The organism is Klebsiella sp. 64, from assembly GCF_018223915.1.
GTDB classification, from domain to species: domain Bacteria; phylum Pseudomonadota; class Gammaproteobacteria; order Enterobacterales; family Enterobacteriaceae; genus Klebsiella; species Klebsiella pneumoniae.
Genome location: NZ_JAGRQZ010000018.1, coordinates 120,993 through 136,615, shown reverse-complemented (window position 1 = coordinate 136,615; position 15,623 = coordinate 120,993). Strand labels below are relative to the sequence as shown.

Sequence of the window (15,623 nt, the reverse complement as noted above, 5' to 3'; positions counted from 1 at the left end):
TTAACTTTTCGTTAATTCGCACAAGGTATAATTTAATAAGCGGCCTAATCCGCCGATGGTCTGCAGGAGCGCCTCCTCCACCGCGCCGACCGAGCCGTAGATCACCAGCGCGCCGCTAAACCGGTCGAGAAAACCGATGTGCACGTCGGCGGCCTTCATCGCCAGATCGCCGGCGATCATCGCTGTTTCTCCCGGCGTCAGCGTCATAATGCCGATCGCGCCGGATTCGGGTACGCCGATCTTTTTCGCCAGCTCCGCTCCCGGGTGGGCAATCAGATGCGCCAGCGTGACCTGTTTGCCTGGTACGAATTCCTGAATAATGCGTTCTTTATCCATGACTGATTGCCCCCTGAAATCTGTCCTCATGGTGACGACATTTCAGCGCGGCAAATAACAAATTTCGGCAAGTGGGGTTAAAAGGTGAAGTGGATCACTCAGGAGAGAAAATAATATTGCGGCGGAATTAAAAAGGCAGGCTCAGCGTTTTTTACTCACCGGCCTGCCTGATATTGCGCGCGGAAACGGATCCGCGCGTTAACGGGGGAAATAGAAAATTACAGCGGTTCGGTTTGCGCTTCAACAACCGCCAGCGCCACCATATTAACGATCCGGCGTACGGAGGCGATCGGCGTCAGAATATGCACCGGCTTCGCCACCCCCATCAGCACCGGCCCGACGGTCACCCCTTCCGAACTGGAGACGCGCAGCAGGTTATAGCTGATCCGGGCGGCTTCCATATTCGGCATCACCAGAATATTGGCCGCCCCCTTCAGCGGGCTGTCCGGCATGCGATCGTTGCGGATGCTTTCCACCAGCGCGGCATCGCCATGCATTTCGCCATCGATCATCAGCTCCGGGGCGCGGGCCTTCACCAGCTCCAGGGTTTTACGCATTTTGCTGGCTGACGGACAGTCGGCAGAGCCAAAGTTGGAGTGCGACAGCAACGCCACGCGCGGTTCAATACCAAAGCGTCGCACGCTTTCCGCCGCCATCAGGGTGATCTCCGCCAGCTCTTCCGGCGACGGATCGTGATTGACATAGGTATCGGCGATAAAGGTGTTGCCGCTCGGCAGCAGCAGCGCATTCATCGCCCCGGCGGTGCTGACGCCGTCGCGATAGCCAAACAGCGGCTGCACCACGCGGTAGTGATCGTGGTACTCGCCAATAGTCCCGCAGATCATCGCATCCGCTTCACCGCGATGAACCATGATGGCGCCAATCACCGTGGTGTTGCTAATCACCGCCCGCTGCGCCTGCTCCTGGGTAATGCCGCGGCGCTTCATCAGCTGGTAGTACTCGCTCCAGTACTCTTTAAACCGCGGGTCGGATTCATTATTGACGATCTCAAAGTCAACGCCGGCCTTGATCTGCAGGCCCAGCTTCTGGATGCGCATTTCAATCACGCTCGGGCGCCCCACCAGAATCGGTTTGGCCAGTCCCAGAGACACCAGCTCCTGGGTGGCGTGCAGCACCCGGGTCTCCTCCCCTTCCGCCAGCACCACGCGCTTCGGCTCTTTGCGCGCCTGAGAGAAGATAGGCTTCATAAACAGGTTGGTTTTATAGACGAACTCGCTCAGCTTCTCGATATAGGCGTCAAAATCGGCGATCGGGCGCGTCGCCACACCGGAGTCCATCGCCGCCTTCGCCACCGCAGGGGCTATCTTGACGATCAGCCGCGGGTCGAACGGTTTCGGAATGATGTAGTCCGGACCAAAGCTTAAATCCTGATCGCCGTAGGCGGAGGCCACCACTTCGCTCTGCTCGGCATGGGCCAGCTCGGCAATCGCATGCACCGCCGCCAGCTTCATCTCTTCGTTGATCGCCGTCGCGCCGACGTCCAGCGCGCCGCGGAAGATGAACGGGAAGCAAAGTACGTTGTTGACCTGGTTAGGGTAGTCGGAGCGGCCGGTACAGATGATGGCGTCATCGCGGACCTGCTTCGCCAGCGGCGGCAGAATTTCCGGCTCCGGGTTGGCCAGGGCGAGGATCAGCGGCGCCCGCGCCATCTTCTTCACCATCTCCTGAGTCAGCACTTTCGGGCCAGAGCAGCCGAGGAAAATGTCGGCGCCGTCGATCACGTCATCGAGGGTGCGTTTGCCGTCGTCTTCCACTGCATAGGCCGCTTTGGTTTCCGCCATGTTCGGCTCACGGTCTTTATAGATAACGCCTTTCGAATCGCAGACCACGATGTTGTGCTTTTGCATCCCCAGCGCCACCAGCAGATTCATACAGGCGATCGCCGCCGCGCCCGCGCCGGAGACCACCATCCGCACGTCGGACAGATTCTTCTCGACGACGCGCAGACCGTTGAGGATCGCCGCGGTGCTGATGATCGCCGTGCCGTGCTGATCGTCATGGAAGACCGGGATATTCATCCGCTCGCGCAGCTGCTGCTCGATGTAGAAACACTCCGGCGCTTTAATATCTTCCAGGTTGATACCGCCGAAGGTTGGTTCGAGGGCGGCGACGACGTTAATGAATTTGTCCGGATCCAGCTCATCGACTTCGATATCAAACACATCGATACCGGCAAATTTCTTAAACAGGACGCCTTTGCCCTCCATTACCGGCTTACCGGCCAGCGCGCCGATGTTGCCGAGCCCCAGCACCGCGGTGCCGTTGGAGACGACCGCCACCAGGTTGCCGCGGGCAGTGTATTTGTAGGCGGCCAGCGGATCTTTTTCGATTTCCAGGCAGGGGGCTGCGACGCCCGGCGAGTAGGCCAGCGCCAGATCGCGCTGGGTGGCGAGAGGTTTGGTCGGCGAGACCTGGATTTTTCCGGGAACCGGAAATTCGTGGAAGTCGAGGGCGCTCTGTTTTAACTGCTCATCCATTTTCTATTCCTTTCTTTCACGTATCGTTCGTAGGGGAAAAGCGTGATGACCATCCTGTCGTTCACCTTTCAGTGGCAGACAGTATCCCTCCTGGCGGGGCGATAAACTTTGAACACCGCCAAACTCTGGCCATCGTTATGATTTTGTTGTTATCAATTTATAGCGGTTATGTTACCCGGATTCGCCGCCAATAATAGCCCTGTCTGCTATGCTTTTTGGTTATGTACCTCATCAATGTTTATACCGTATACCGGCAAGCACTCATGTAACACCTTGTTCCAGGAGGACTTATCCATGAATCAGTTAGACAGCATCAAGCAGTTCACCACGGTAGTCGCCGACAGCGGAGACATCGAATCCATCCGCCACTACCATCCGGAAGACGCCACCACCAACCCCTCTCTGCTGCTGAAGGCCGCCGGCCTGGCGTCCTATAGCGGCCTCATCGACGACGCTATCGCCTGGGCCAAAAAACAGGGTGGCGGCCGCGAAGCGCAGGTGGCTCACGCCTGCGATAAGCTGGCGGTCAATTTTGGCGCGGAGATCCTCAAAAGCATTCCCGGACGGGTCTCCACCGAGGTGGACGCCCGGCTCTCCTTCAACCGCGAGAAAAGTATCGAGAAGGCTCGCCACCTGGTGGCGCTGTATCAGGAGATGGGCATTGATAAATCGCGGATCCTGATCAAGCTGGCATCCACCTGGGAGGGGATCCGCGCCGCGGAGGTGCTGGAGAAAGAGGGGATCCACTGCAACCTGACGCTGCTGTTTTCCTTCGCCCAGGCCCGGGCCTGCGCCGAGGCCGGGGTTTATCTCATCTCCCCGTTCGTTGGGCGTATTTATGACTGGTATCAGGCGCGCAAACCGCTGGAGCCTTACGTGGTGGAGGAAGATCCGGGGGTGAAATCGGTGCGCAATATCTATGACTATTTCAAACAGCATAAATACAACACCATCGTGATGGGCGCCAGCTTCCGCCGCACCGAGCAGATCCTGGCGCTGGTCGGTTGCGACCGGTTGACCATCGCCCCGCCTTTATTAAAAGAGCTGCAGGCCAGCGATACCCCGGTGGTGCGCAAACTGATCCCTGCCAGCCAGATCCTGCCGCGTCCGGTGCCGCTCAGTGAAGCGGAGTTCCGCTGGGAACATAATCAGGATCCGATGGCGGTCGAAAAGCTAGCGGAGGGGATCCGCCTGTTCGCCGTCGATCAGCGCAAACTGGAAGATCTGCTTGCCGCCAAACTGTCACTTTAGTCTCACGGAGAAAAATATGTCCCGAAGAGAGCTTGCCAACGCCATCCGCGCCCTGAGTATGGACGCCGTGCAGAAAGCCAACTCCGGCCATCCCGGTGCGCCGATGGGGATGGCTGATATTGCCGAAGTGCTGTGGAACGATTTTCTCAAGCACAATCCGCAGAACCCTGACTGGGTGGACCGCGACCGTTTCATCTTGTCCAACGGCCACGCGTCGATGCTGCTCTACAGTCTGCTGCACCTGACCGGCTACGATCTGCCGCTGTCTGAACTGAAGCAGTTCCGTCAGCTGCACTCTAAAACGCCCGGCCACCCGGAGCATGGCTATACCCCTGGGGTGGAAACCACCACCGGCCCGCTGGGCCAGGGGCTGGCGAACGCCGTTGGGATGGCCATCGCCGAACGGACGCTGGCGGCGCAATTTAATCGCCCCGGCCATGAGATCATTGACCATCACACCTGGGTGTTCATGGGCGATGGCTGTTTGATGGAGGGGATCTCCCATGAGGCCTGTTCGCTGGCCGGCACGCTCGGACTGGGCAAGCTGATCGGTTTTTACGATCACAACGGCATCTCCATCGACGGCAAAACCGAAGGCTGGTTTTCCGATGATACGGCGGAACGCTTCCGCGCCTATCACTGGCACGTCATAGGCGATATCGACGGCCACGATCCGCAGGCTATCAAACAGGCGATAACGGAAGCGCAGGCGGTGAAAGATAAACCGTCACTGATTATCTGCCGGACCATCATCGGCTTCGGTTCGCCCAACAAAGCCGGCTCAGAGGAGTCTCACGGGGCGGCGCTGGGCGAAAAAGAGGTAGCGCTGGCCCGCCAGCAGCTTGGCTGGAAATATCCTCCGTTCGAGATCCCGAAAGAGATCTATGCGGGCTGGGATGCGCGTCCGCGCGGGGAAAAAGCGGAGCACGCCTGGAACGAGAAATTCGCCGCCTACCAGCAGCAGTTCCCGGAGTTGGCCTCTGAGCTGACCCGACGTATGAATGGCGCCCTGCCGGAAGACTTTGCCGCGACCGCCCGCGACTACGTGGCGAAACTGCAGGCCGAGCCGGCGAAAATCGCCAGTCGCAAGGCTTCGCAAAACGCGCTGAACGCCTACGGCCCGCACCTCCCGGAACTGCTGGGCGGTTCTGCGGATCTTGCGCCGAGTAACCTGACCATCTGGTCTGGATCGACATCGATTAAAGAAGATCCTGCGGGCAATTATATCCACTACGGGGTGCGCGAGTTTGGCATGACCGCGGTGGCCAACGGCATTGCCCTGCACGGGGGCTTTATTCCTTATACCTCGACCTTCCTGATGTTTGTGGAGTACGCCCGCAACGCCGCGCGCATGGCAGCCCTGATGAAGGCCCGGCAGATCATGGTCTATACCCATGACTCGATCGGTCTTGGGGAAGACGGGCCGACGCACCAGGCGGTGGAACAGCTGGCCAGTCTGCGGCTGACGCCCAACTTCAGCACCTGGCGCCCCTGCGACCAGGTGGAGACCGCCGTCGCCTGGCAGGCGGCTATCGCGCGACAGGGCGGGCCGACGGCGCTGATCCTGTCGCGACAAAACCTGGCGCAGATGCCGCGTACCCCGGAACAGGTGCAGGATATCGCCCGGGGTGGCTACGTGCTTAAGGATGCCGGCGGCAAGCCCGACCTGATCCTCATCGCCACCGGCTCGGAAGTGGAGATCACCGTCCTGGCCGCGGAAAAACTGTTGGCCAAAGGGGTAAATGTGCGGGTCGTCTCGCTCCCTTCCACTGATGTGTTTGACGCCCAGGATGAGGCCTGGCGCGAATCGGTGCTGCCGTCGGACGTCAGCGCCCGGGTGGCGGTCGAAGCCGGGATAGCGGACTACTGGTATAAATATGTCGGCTTAAAAGGCAAGATCGTCGGCATGACCGGCTATGGCGAATCCGCCCCGGCAGAGCAGTTGTTCCCGTTCTTTGGCTTTACGGTCGACCATATCGTCGCCACCGCCGAACAGGTGCTTAACGGGTGATCCACAGCGTGGGCCAGGCATCTGGCCCCTGCCAGTTGTCGCACGTCGGCTGCTGCGCGTAGCGGGAGAGGCTGAACCGCTGGCCGTCAAAACGCCAGCGGGTTTGGATCCCGCAATCGCCGGCCCCGCGGCCTTTATCCAGGGTCACCAGCTCATGGCGGCGGTCATCATAGCTGGCGTTGATCAGCTCAATCTCCCGCGGCGCCTCGCCCGGCGGCTGAAATGGCAACGTTAGCCGCACCTGACGGGCGACATAGGGGCGCTGGCGGGAGACCAGCCAGGCCAGCCAGACGGTGTTGTAGGCGCCGGATTCGCAGCTGGTCATCAGCAGCACTTTGTCATCCGTCAGCGCAGTAACGCGAATTTCACGGCGGAAGGGATCGAGGGAACAGTGGCTGTTGGTCATCCGCTCATTACCGTAGTCCATCAGATCGTTGAGCTCCTCACGCCCCAGCGGCGACTGCGCCGTTTCCGCGCTCGCCACCGCGCGCAGCGCCGGCGCCGGCGGTACGCTGAGCGGCGGCTCTTCCCCTTTGCCGACCCAGGCCGTTTCGCTACCTACCCGCTTTTGCCGATCGTCGATAAAAAACAGAGCCGCTTTCAACCCCTGCAGGGAGATGGTCTGCAGGCCATTGGCCAGCGAGAGCGCTTTACCCTCCTGAACCTGCTGGAGAAACGCATCGATCGTCATGCTGTCGGCGGTTTTAATGAGCTTATCTTCAATGTGCCAGCGCTTGTCGGTCAGGGACAGCGGTTTACCATCCAGCAGCAGGCGCGGCGCTATCGGCGCGAGCGTCGCCACTGGATTGCCGGTGCCGCCCAGCTCGATACGCAGACTGGCGTCAGTGACTGCCCCAGCGCTGCGGCTGAGGGTCATCACCAGGCCATGATGCAGCCCCACGTTACGGGTGACGCAGAAATTTTGGTTGTTACAGGTGACCAGCCAGTCGTTGAAGCGCTGCTGCGTCGGTGCCGACCATGCCTGCGAGCAAGGCAGCACCGCCATAAAAAGGAAAAAGATGACGCGAAAAAGCATGAACCGCCCGACCCCAGATAAACCCGACCACGGCGCCTATCCTGGACAACGGCAGCGGGTTACTCAATCGGATTTGTCAGAGTTCCCCGACATCAGGCCGGAGGTTTGCAGATATTGCAGCAGAATGACCGCCTTACCGTCGCGGATCTCCCCGTCAGCGACCATCTGCAGCGCCTGGCTAAAAGGCAGCTCCAGCACCTCGATGGCTTCATCATCTACCCCGCCGCCGCTGGTGGTTCGCTGCGCGTCGCTGTACTCGGCGATAAAGAAATGCACTACCTCGGTGACGCCCCCTGGCGACATAAACAGCTCAAACAGCTTTCTCACCTCGCCCACTTCGTAGCCGGTCTCTTCCACCGCCTCTTTACGAATGCAGGCTTCCGGCTCGTCGTTGTCCAGCAGCCCGGCGCAGGTTTCAATCAGCATGCCGTCATGATTGCCATTGACCCAGGTGGCGACACGGAACTGACGCACCAGGACCACCGTCTGCTTATGGCGGTTATACAGCAGCACGGTGGCGCCATTGCCGCGATCGTAGACCTCGCGCTTGTGGCGCACGACGCTGCCGTCCGCCCGCGTCAGCTCATAGGTCATGTTGCGTAGTACGAACCAGTTCTCAGAGAGGATTTTATCTTTAATGACGTGAATATTGAGTGACATACCGACCCCACAGCGTAAAAGGACGCCCTCATACTACGCTGCGGAGCCGGGTTTGTCGTCAGTGAAGCGGCGTCGTTTTCCGCGCCAGATAGTCCAGGATCCCCTGCGCCGCGTGACGGCCTTCCGCCATCGCCGTCACTACAAGGTCTGCGCCGCGCACGGCATCGCCGCCGGCAAAGATCTTCTCCTGACTGGTCTGATAACGGTAACGGCTCTCCACTCCGGCTTTAATACGCCCCTGGCTGTCCAGCGCCACCCCCGCCGCCTCCAGCCAGGGCATGCGGTGCGGGTGGAAGCCAAAGGCCATGATCACCGCATCTGCCGGCATAACAAACTCGCTGCCGGGGATCGGCGTCGGACGGCGTCTTCCCCCGGCGTCCGGAGCGCCCAGCTCGGTGCGCAAAAAGCGTACCCCGTTAACCCGCCCGTTCTCGTCCAGCTCAAGCGTCACCGGCTGGACGTTAAACTCAAAGAGCGCCCCCTCTTCGCGGGCGTTTTTGACCTCTTTTTTCGAGCCCGGCATGTTGGCTTCATCTCGCCGATAGGCGCAGGTCACCTGGCGGGCGCCGTGGCGCAGCGCGGTGCGCACGCAGTCCATCGCCGTATCGCCGCCGCCCAGCACCACCACGTTCAGCCCGGCGGTGTTGACATAAGGCTCTTGCGCCGATGCCGCCAGCCCCATCACCTGTTTGGTGTTGGCGATGAGGAACGGCAGCGCATCGTAGACCCCGGGGGCCTCTTCGTTCGGCAGCCCCGCCTTCATGGAGCGATAGGTTCCGGCGCCGACGAACACCGCGTCATAATCGGCCAGCAGTGTCGCCATGGAGATATCTTTCCCCACCTCGCAATTGAGCTCAAAGCGGATACCCATCTCGCTGAAGATCGCCCGCCGCCGGGCCAATAGCGATTTATCCAGCTTGAACGCCGGAATGCCGAAGGTCAGCAGACCGCCAATCTCCGGATGACGGTCGAAGACCACCGGCTGGACGCCGTGGCGCACCAGCATATCGGCGCAGGCCAGCCCGGCAGGCCCGGCGCCGATAATCGCCACCCGCTTGCCGCTCGGCTTAACCTGCGAAAGGTCCGGACGCCAGCCGCTGGCCAGCGCCTGGTCGGAAATATAGCGCTCAATATTGCCGATGGTGACTGCCCCGCTTTCATCGCGCAGGGTGCAGGCGCCTTCACACAGCCGGTCCTGGGGACAGACGCGGCCAGTGATCTCCGGCAGGCAGTTGGTCTGATGGGAAAGCGCGACCGCAGCGGCGATATTCCCCGCTTTAACCAGCTCAATCCACTGCGGGATATGGTTATGCAGCGGGCAGGTCCATTCGCAAATACTGTGCTCCCCACACGTGAGACAGCGGGCGGCCTGCTGCTGCGCCTGCTCCGGGGTGAACGGCTGATAGATCTCCTCAAAGTGGCTCTTACGCACCTCCGCCGCCAGCTTATCCGGCTCCCCGCGCGGGGGCGTCATCGCCATTTGCCTGACCTTCGCGCCAGCATTGGGCTGGCTGCAGAGCGGCGTAGCGCGCTGCCACGGCTGCACCTCCTGGCATGCCGAGCGCAGTCGCCGCTGCTTCGCCAGGGTGATCAACGTCTCATCGTCGGCGAGGGTCAGCGCCTGCGCGGGACAGTTTTCCACACAGGCCGGCCCCGCCTCGCGGCCCTGGCATAGATCGCACTTGTGCGCGCTGGCTTTCACCAGGCCTGCGGCCTGCGGCGTCACCACCACCTGCATCACCCCGAACGGGCAGGCCACCATGCAGGATTTACAGCCAATGCATTTCTCCTGACGGACCTGAACGCTGTCGCCGGACTGGGCGATGGCGTCGTTGGGACAACTGCGGACGCAGGGGGCGTCCTCGCAGTGGCGGCAGGTGATGGCGTTACGCTGGCCCTCCGCTTTGATCACGGTGATACGTGGCAAAAAGCGCTGCGGGGTCAGCACGTGTTGCTCCTCGTTATGCGCCATCACGCAGGCCACTTCGCAGGCCTGGCAGCCGATGCACTTTCGGCTATCGCTCAAAATAAAGTGGTTCATGGCTTCCTTTTGTCTTCTTGGTGAATAACCCCTCAATGCGCATGCCTATTTATTACCCGACAAGATGACGCCGGAACAATGTCCAATTGCCCAGGATAAACTTTTTCTGGAGAGAATCCGTTTTGGATCAATTTTTTTGACTTAAATGAAATGAGGTTTCACACCGGCAAGGGATAATGCGCCGGTCTGCGGTGACGAAGCAGACTCGCTACCTGCTGGCAGGAAAGCTCGAGGTTTCTTTACGATACGGCAAAAGCAACATGATAAATTACACTATCTCCTTAATTTCTCCACGATTGCCGGAGAGGCTGGCGCTAAAGTGGCACAGGCTGTGCAATAACAAGAAAATGTGCATATGAGGTTTTTATTCTGATGGCGAATTTCTTTATCGATCGCCCCATTTTTGCATGGGTGCTGGCAATCCTGTTATGCCTGACGGGCACCCTTGCCATTTTGTCGCTGCCGGTTGAACAGTATCCCGACCTCGCCCCGCCGAATGTGCGGATCACCGCCAACTATCCCGGCGCTTCCGCGCAAACCCTGGAGAATACCGTCACTCAGGTTATCGAACAGAATATGACCGGCCTCGATAACCTGATGTATATGTCCTCCCAGAGCAGCGCCACCGGCCAGGCGACGATCACCCTCAGCTTTACCGCCGGTACCGACCCGGATGAAGCCGTGCAGCAGGTTCAGAACCAGCTACAGTCGGCGATGCGTAAGCTGCCGCAGGCGGTGCAAAACCAGGGGGTGACGGTACGCAAGACCGGTGATACCAATATCCTGACGCTCGCCTTCGTCTCCACTGACGGCAGTATGGATAAACAAGATATCGCCGACTACGTCGCCAGTAACATCCAGGACCCGCTCAGCCGCGTCAACGGCGTGGGGGATATCGACGCCTACGGTTCGCAATACTCAATGCGCATCTGGCTCGACCCGGCGAAGCTCAACAGCTACCAGATGACCACCAAGGATGTTACCGACGCCATCAGTTCGCAGAACGCCCAGATTGCCGTCGGCCAGCTTGGCGGGACGCCTTCGGTCGATAAGCAAGCGCTGAACGCCACCATCAACTCGCAATCTCTGCTGCAAACCCCGGAGCAGTTCCGCAATATCACTCTGCGCGTCAATCAGGATGGTTCAGAGGTGACGCTGGGCGATGTCGCCACCGTCGAGATGGGGGCGGAGAAGTACGACTATCTTAGCCGCTACAACCGCCAGCCGGCCTCAGGCCTCGGGATCAAGCTGGCTTCCGGCGCCAACGAAATGGCCACCGCGGAGCGCGTGATCAATCGCCTCAATGAGCTGGCGCAGTTTTTCCCCCACGGTCTGGAATATAAGGTCGCCTACGAGACCACCTCCTTCGTGAAGGCTTCCATCACCGACGTGGTGAAAACCCTGCTGGAGGCGATCCTGCTGGTCTTCCTCGTGATGTATCTGTTCCTGCAGAACTTCCGCGCCACCCTGATCCCGACCATCGCCGTGCCGGTGGTGCTGATGGGCACTTTCGCGGTGCTGTATGCCTGTGGCTACAGCATCAACACCCTGACGATGTTCGCGATGGTGTTGGCGATCGGCCTGCTGGTGGATGACGCCATCGTGGTGGTGGAGAACGTCGAGCGCATCATGAGCGAGGAGGGCCTGTCGCCACGCGAGGCGACCCGCAAATCGATGGGACAAATTCAGGGCGCGCTGGTGGGGATCGCGATGGTGCTGTCGGCGGTATTCGTGCCGATGGCCTTCTTCGGCGGCACCACCGGCGCCATCTATCGCCAGTTCTCAATCACTATCGTCGCGGCGATGGTCCTCTCGGTGCTGGTGGCCATGATCCTCACCCCTGCCCTTTGCGCCACGCTGCTTAAGCCGGTTAAGCCAGGTGAATCCCATGAAAGAAAAGGCTTCTTCGGCTGGTTCAACCGCACCTTCAACCGCAGCGCCAGCCGCTACGAAACCTTCGTCGGCAAAATACTGCACCGCTCGCTGCGCTGGATGCTGATCTACGTCGTCCTGCTCGGCGGGATGGTGTTCCTGTTTCTGCATTTGCCGACCTCGTTCCTGCCGCTGGAGGATCGCGGGATGTTCACCACCTCGGTCCAGTTGCCGAGCGGCAGCACCCAGCAGCAGACGCTGAAGGTGGTGCAGAAGGCGGAAGATTACTTCCTCAATAACGAGAAGCAGAACGTCGAGTCGGTGTTCGCTACCGTTGGCTCCGGCCCCGGCGGCAATGGGCAGAACGTGGCCCGTATGTTCGTTCGTCTCAAAGACTGGGACCAGCGCGACCCGCAAACCGGCACCTCCTTTGCCATTATTGAACGCGCCACCAAAGCGTTTAATCAGATTAACGAAGCGCGGGTTATCGCCAGCAGCCCGCCGGCGATCAGCGGCCTCGGCAGTTCGGCAGGCTTCGATATGGAGCTGGAGGATCATGCCGGGAAGGGGCACGATGCGCTGATGGCGGCGCGCGATACGCTACTTGAGCTGGCCGGGAAAAATCCGCTGTTGACCCGCGTCCGGCATAACGGGCTCGATGACAGTCCGCAGCTGCAGGTCGATATCGATCAGCGTAAAGCGCAGGCGCTTGGCGTCTCCATTGACGACATCAACGATACGCTGCAAACCGCGTGGGGGTCGAGCTACGTCAACGACTTTATGGATCGCGGCCGGGTAAAGAAAGTCTACGTCCAGGCGGCGGCGAAATACCGGATGCTGCCTGACGATATCAATCTTTGGTACGTGCGCAACAGCAGCGGCACGATGGTGCCATTCTCGGCCTTCGCCACCTCGCGCTGGGAGACCGGCTCGCCGCGGCTGGAACGCTACAATGGCTACTCAGCGGTCGAGATCGTCGGTGAGGCGGCGCCGGGTATCAGTACCGGTACCGCGATGGACATGATGGAGAAGCTGGCCGCGCAGTTACCCACCGGCTTTGGCCTCGAATGGACCGCCATGTCCTACCAGGAACGCCTCTCTGGCGCTCAGGCGCCGGCCCTGTACGCGATTTCTCTGCTGGTGGTGTTCCTGTGCCTGGCGGCGCTGTACGAGAGCTGGTCGGTGCCGTTCTCGGTGATGCTGGTGGTGCCGCTGGGGGTGATTGGCGCCCTGCTGGCGACCTGGATGCGCGGGCTGGAGAATGACGTGTACTTCCAGGTGGGTCTGTTGACGGTGATCGGCCTGTCGGCGAAAAACGCCATTCTGATCGTCGAGTTCGCCAATGAGCTCAACGAGAAGGGCCAGGATCTGCTCAGCGCCACGCTGTCGGCTTGCCGTCAGCGCCTGCGCCCCATCCTGATGACCTCGCTGGCGTTCATCTTCGGCGTGCTGCCGATGGCGACCAGCACCGGCGCCGGTTCCGGCAGCCAGCATGCGGTCGGCACCGGAGTGATGGGCGGGATGATCTCCGCCACCGTGCTGGCGATCTTTTTCGTGCCGCTGTTCTTTGTGCTGGTGCGTCGCCGTTTTCCGCTAAAGGAGCGTCCGCAATAAACCGACGAGCTTCGGCGGCGAGGCGTAATAACAGAAAAGGCGACCACGGTGGTCGCCTTCTTTATGTGTTCAGAACCCTAGCGCGCTTATTTACTTCGCGTTATTCCCCTGCTCACATTGCGGAAATTTATTTACGAAGCATGCCTTCAATAAAGTCTTTCCAGTTCCCCAGTTCATGTTCAATCATAATAGCCTCTCTTATTATTATGGTCGATTCTATATAACTTCATTACCGATGGGAAGTTGTGCTCCCCTATTGCTCTGATTGTCTTATGGACCGCTGACAGAGATAAAACCTCTGGTTGTCGCTACTATGCCGCTTCGTATGTAAACATAATGTGACGTAGAGCAACCTCAGACAACATTTTTGCAATAATGTTAAAGCCCTCACATCATGCCCACAGGTGGCCAACATTTAACCACCCGATATATCGAATGAGATCCCCGGTAAAAAGTTATATTTATTCATCTGAATCACGTATTATTTCAGTAAGACTTATATATTCGGAAATATCTGAGTTAACCGCTTAATTGAATGTAAAAGGTTTATCTATGCTCACCATGTACGGAATTAAAAACTGCGATACCATTAAAAAAGCCCGCCGCTGGCTGGAAGCGCATCAGATTGAGTATCGCTTCCATGATTACCGCGCCGATGGCCTTGAGCGCGCGCAACTGGATACCTTTATTGCCGAGCTGGGCTGGCAGGCGCTGCTGAACACCCGTGGCACCACCTGGCGCAAACTCGACGAGTCGCTGCGCAACAGCATCGATAATGCCGACGCCGCAGCCGCATTGATGCTGGAAATGCCGGCAATTATCAAACGCCCATTGCTCTGCGCGCCCGGTCGTCCTATGCTGCTGGGTTTTAGTGAAGCAAGTTATCAGCAGTTTAACGAGGTATAGTCTATGTCTTGCCCGGTCATTGAGCTGGCTCAGCAGCTTATTCGCCGCCCTTCCCTTAGCCCCGATGATGCGGGATGCCAGGCGTTAATGATTGAACGCCTGCGTGCGATCGGCTTTACCGTTGAACCGATGGATTTCGGCGATACGCAGAATTTCTGGGCCTGGCGCGGCCACGGCGAGACGCTGGCCTTCGCCGGCCACACCGACGTAGTCCCGGCAGGCGACGCCGATCGCTGGATCAATCCCCCGTTCGAACCGACCATCCGCGACGGGATGCTGTTTGGCCGCGGAGCGGCGGATATGAAAGGCTCGCTGGCGGCGATGGTGGTTGCCGCAGAGCGTTTTGTCGCGCAGTACCCGAACCACAGGGGCCGACTGGCGTTTTTGATCACCTCTGATGAAGAGGCCAGCGCCAAAAACGGCACCGTCAAAGTGGTGGAGACGCTGATGGCGCGTAACGAGCGTCTGGACTATTGTCTGGTCGGCGAACCTTCCAGTACCGAAGTGGTCGGCGATGTGGTGAAAAACGGCCGCCGCGGCTCGCTGACCTGCAACCTGACTATTCACGGCGTGCAGGGCCATGTCGCCTATCCGCACCTTGCCGATAACCCTGTCCACCGCGCGGCGCCGATGCTGGCGGAACTGGTCAATATCGAGTGGGATAAAGGCAATGAGTTCTTCCCGCCGACCAGCATGCAGATCGCCAACGTGCAGTCCGGCACCGGCAGCAATAACGTGATCCCCGGCGATATGTTCGTCCAGTTCAACTTCCGCTTCAGTACGGAGCTGACGGACGAGATGATCAAATCCCGGGTGATCGCCCTGCTGGAAAAATACCAGCTGCGTTACAGCGTGGAGTGGTGGCTCTCCGGCCAGCCGTTCCTCACCGGACGGGGCAAGCTGGTGGATGCGGTCGTCAACGCGATTGAGCACTATAATGAGATCAAACCGCAGCTGTTAACCAACGGCGGCACCTCAGACGGACGGTTTATCGCGCGCATGGGGGCGCAGGTGGTTGAGCTGGGCCCCGTAAACGCAACGATTCACAAAATTAATGAATGTGTGAACGCCGCCGACCTGCAGCTGCTGGCGCGGATGTATCAACGCGTCATGGAACAGCTGGTCGCCTGACGAATTGACGTAAAGAGGAAGCGCGCATGGAATGGCTTATTAAACACTGGTGGATTCTGGTGCTGGTCTTTTTGGTGGGGGTAATTATCAACGTGATTAAAGATCTAAATCGCGTTGACCACAAAAAATTCCTCAACAACAAACCCGATCTGCCGCCGCACCGTGATTTTAACGATAAATGGGACGACGACGACGACTGGCCGAAGCACGACCAGTCGAAGAAACCGTAAGTTTGCCTTTATCGCGGTACCGCCCGCCTGTAACCCC

12 protein-coding genes are annotated in these 15,623 nt (G+C 59.3%); 6 read left to right on the top strand and 6 right to left on the bottom strand.

Annotated features, from left to right (window positions below):
* The gene (eutS, locus tag KHQ23_RS13980) at positions 1-336 is read right to left on the bottom strand and encodes an ethanolamine utilization microcompartment protein EutS (RefSeq protein WP_002913729.1); all 336 of its coding nucleotides are present in this window, start codon (positions 334-336) and stop codon (positions 1-3) included.
* A gap of 218 nt (positions 337-554) precedes the next feature.
* A complete protein-coding gene (maeB, locus tag KHQ23_RS13975) occupies positions 555-2,834 on the bottom strand; it encodes an NADP-dependent oxaloacetate-decarboxylating malate dehydrogenase (RefSeq protein ID WP_004185057.1) in 2,280 nt (759 codons plus the stop codon).
* A gap of 294 nt (positions 2,835-3,128) precedes the next feature.
* On the opposite strand from maeB, the gene tal reads away from it, so the two are divergent.
* Together tal and tkt are read left to right on the top strand one after the other, a co-directional pair.
* A complete protein-coding gene (gene tal, locus KHQ23_RS13970) occupies positions 3,129-4,085 on the top strand; it encodes a transaldolase (RefSeq protein WP_004174884.1) in 957 nt (318 codons plus the stop codon).
* Between the two features lie 16 nt (positions 4,086-4,101).
* Complete coding sequence (gene tkt / locus KHQ23_RS13965) at positions 4,102-6,096, top strand: transketolase (protein WP_004213197.1); 1,995 nt, start codon at positions 4,102-4,104, stop codon at positions 6,094-6,096.
* Here the strand turns inward: tkt and KHQ23_RS13960 are convergent.
* The 3 genes from KHQ23_RS13960 to aegA form a co-directional block, all read right to left on the bottom strand.
* Positions 6,086-7,132 (bottom strand): DUF1176 domain-containing protein, encoded by a 1,047-nt coding sequence (locus tag KHQ23_RS13960; protein ID WP_038989830.1) that lies wholly within the window; start codon positions 7,130-7,132, stop codon positions 6,086-6,088. The genes tkt and KHQ23_RS13960 overlap by 11 nt on opposite strands.
* A 63-nt stretch (positions 7,133-7,195) precedes the next feature.
* Positions 7,196-7,792, bottom strand: coding sequence for a GDP-mannose pyrophosphatase NudK (gene nudK / locus KHQ23_RS13955; protein ID WP_002913754.1), 597 nt, complete (start codon positions 7,790-7,792; stop codon positions 7,196-7,198).
* 58 nt (positions 7,793-7,850) lie between these two features.
* On the bottom strand, positions 7,851-9,833 hold the full coding sequence (aegA, locus tag KHQ23_RS13950; protein ID WP_023301623.1) for a formate-dependent uric acid utilization protein AegA: 1,983 nt from the start codon (positions 9,831-9,833) through the stop codon (positions 7,851-7,853).
* 372 nt (positions 9,834-10,205) lie between these two features.
* Here aegA and acrD point away from each other — a divergent pair, with 372 nt between their 5' ends.
* Positions 10,206-13,319, top strand: a complete 3,114-nt coding sequence (acrD, locus tag KHQ23_RS13945) for a multidrug efflux RND transporter permease AcrD (protein ID WP_004185072.1) — start codon at positions 10,206-10,208, stop codon at positions 13,317-13,319.
* Between the two features lie 127 nt (positions 13,320-13,446).
* On the opposite strand, the gene ypfM is transcribed toward acrD, so the two are convergent.
* The gene (gene ypfM / locus KHQ23_RS13940) at positions 13,447-13,506 is read right to left on the bottom strand and encodes a protein YpfM (RefSeq protein ID WP_100181659.1); all 60 of its coding nucleotides are present in this window, start codon (positions 13,504-13,506) and stop codon (positions 13,447-13,449) included.
* A 365-nt stretch (positions 13,507-13,871) separates the two neighbouring features.
* Between ypfM and KHQ23_RS13935 the strand changes: the two genes are divergently transcribed.
* From KHQ23_RS13935 to KHQ23_RS13925, 3 genes are read left to right on the top strand one after another with little or no spacing between them, the layout of a single operon-like run.
* Positions 13,872-14,225, top strand: a complete 354-nt coding sequence (locus KHQ23_RS13935; protein ID WP_002913764.1) for an ArsC family reductase — start codon at positions 13,872-13,874, stop codon at positions 14,223-14,225.
* Positions 14,226-14,228: 3 nt separating this feature from the next.
* Positions 14,229-15,356, top strand: a complete 1,128-nt coding sequence (dapE, locus tag KHQ23_RS13930) for a succinyl-diaminopimelate desuccinylase (protein WP_002913766.1) — start codon at positions 14,229-14,231, stop codon at positions 15,354-15,356.
* 26 nt (positions 15,357-15,382) lie between these two features.
* The gene (locus KHQ23_RS13925; RefSeq protein WP_002913768.1) at positions 15,383-15,586 is read left to right on the top strand and encodes a YpfN family protein; all 204 of its coding nucleotides are present in this window, start codon (positions 15,383-15,385) and stop codon (positions 15,584-15,586) included.
* The last annotated feature ends 37 nt before the right edge of the window (positions 15,587-15,623 follow it).

Coding starts and splice junctions, on each gene's coding strand:
- KHQ23_RS13925 (WP_002913768.1), top strand. CDS start 15,383: ATGGAATGGCTTATTAAACACTGGTGGATTCTGGTGCTGGTCTTTTTG.
- aegA (WP_023301623.1), bottom strand. CDS start 9,833: ATGAACCACTTTATTTTGAGCGATAGCCGAAAGTGCATCGGCTGCCAG.
- nudK (WP_002913754.1), bottom strand. CDS start 7,792: ATGTCACTCAATATTCACGTCATTAAAGATAAAATCCTCTCTGAGAAC.
- maeB (WP_004185057.1), bottom strand. CDS start 2,834: ATGGATGAGCAGTTAAAACAGAGCGCCCTCGACTTCCACGAATTTCCG.
- KHQ23_RS13935 (WP_002913764.1), top strand. CDS start 13,872: ATGCTCACCATGTACGGAATTAAAAACTGCGATACCATTAAAAAAGCC.
- tkt (WP_004213197.1), top strand. CDS start 4,102: ATGTCCCGAAGAGAGCTTGCCAACGCCATCCGCGCCCTGAGTATGGAC.
- tal (WP_004174884.1), top strand. CDS start 3,129: ATGAATCAGTTAGACAGCATCAAGCAGTTCACCACGGTAGTCGCCGAC.
- acrD (WP_004185072.1), top strand. CDS start 10,206: ATGGCGAATTTCTTTATCGATCGCCCCATTTTTGCATGGGTGCTGGCA.
- dapE (WP_002913766.1), top strand. CDS start 14,229: ATGTCTTGCCCGGTCATTGAGCTGGCTCAGCAGCTTATTCGCCGCCCT.
- eutS (WP_002913729.1), bottom strand. CDS start 336: ATGGATAAAGAACGCATTATTCAGGAATTCGTACCAGGCAAACAGGTC.
- KHQ23_RS13960 (WP_038989830.1), bottom strand. CDS start 7,132: ATGCTTTTTCGCGTCATCTTTTTCCTTTTTATGGCGGTGCTGCCTTGC.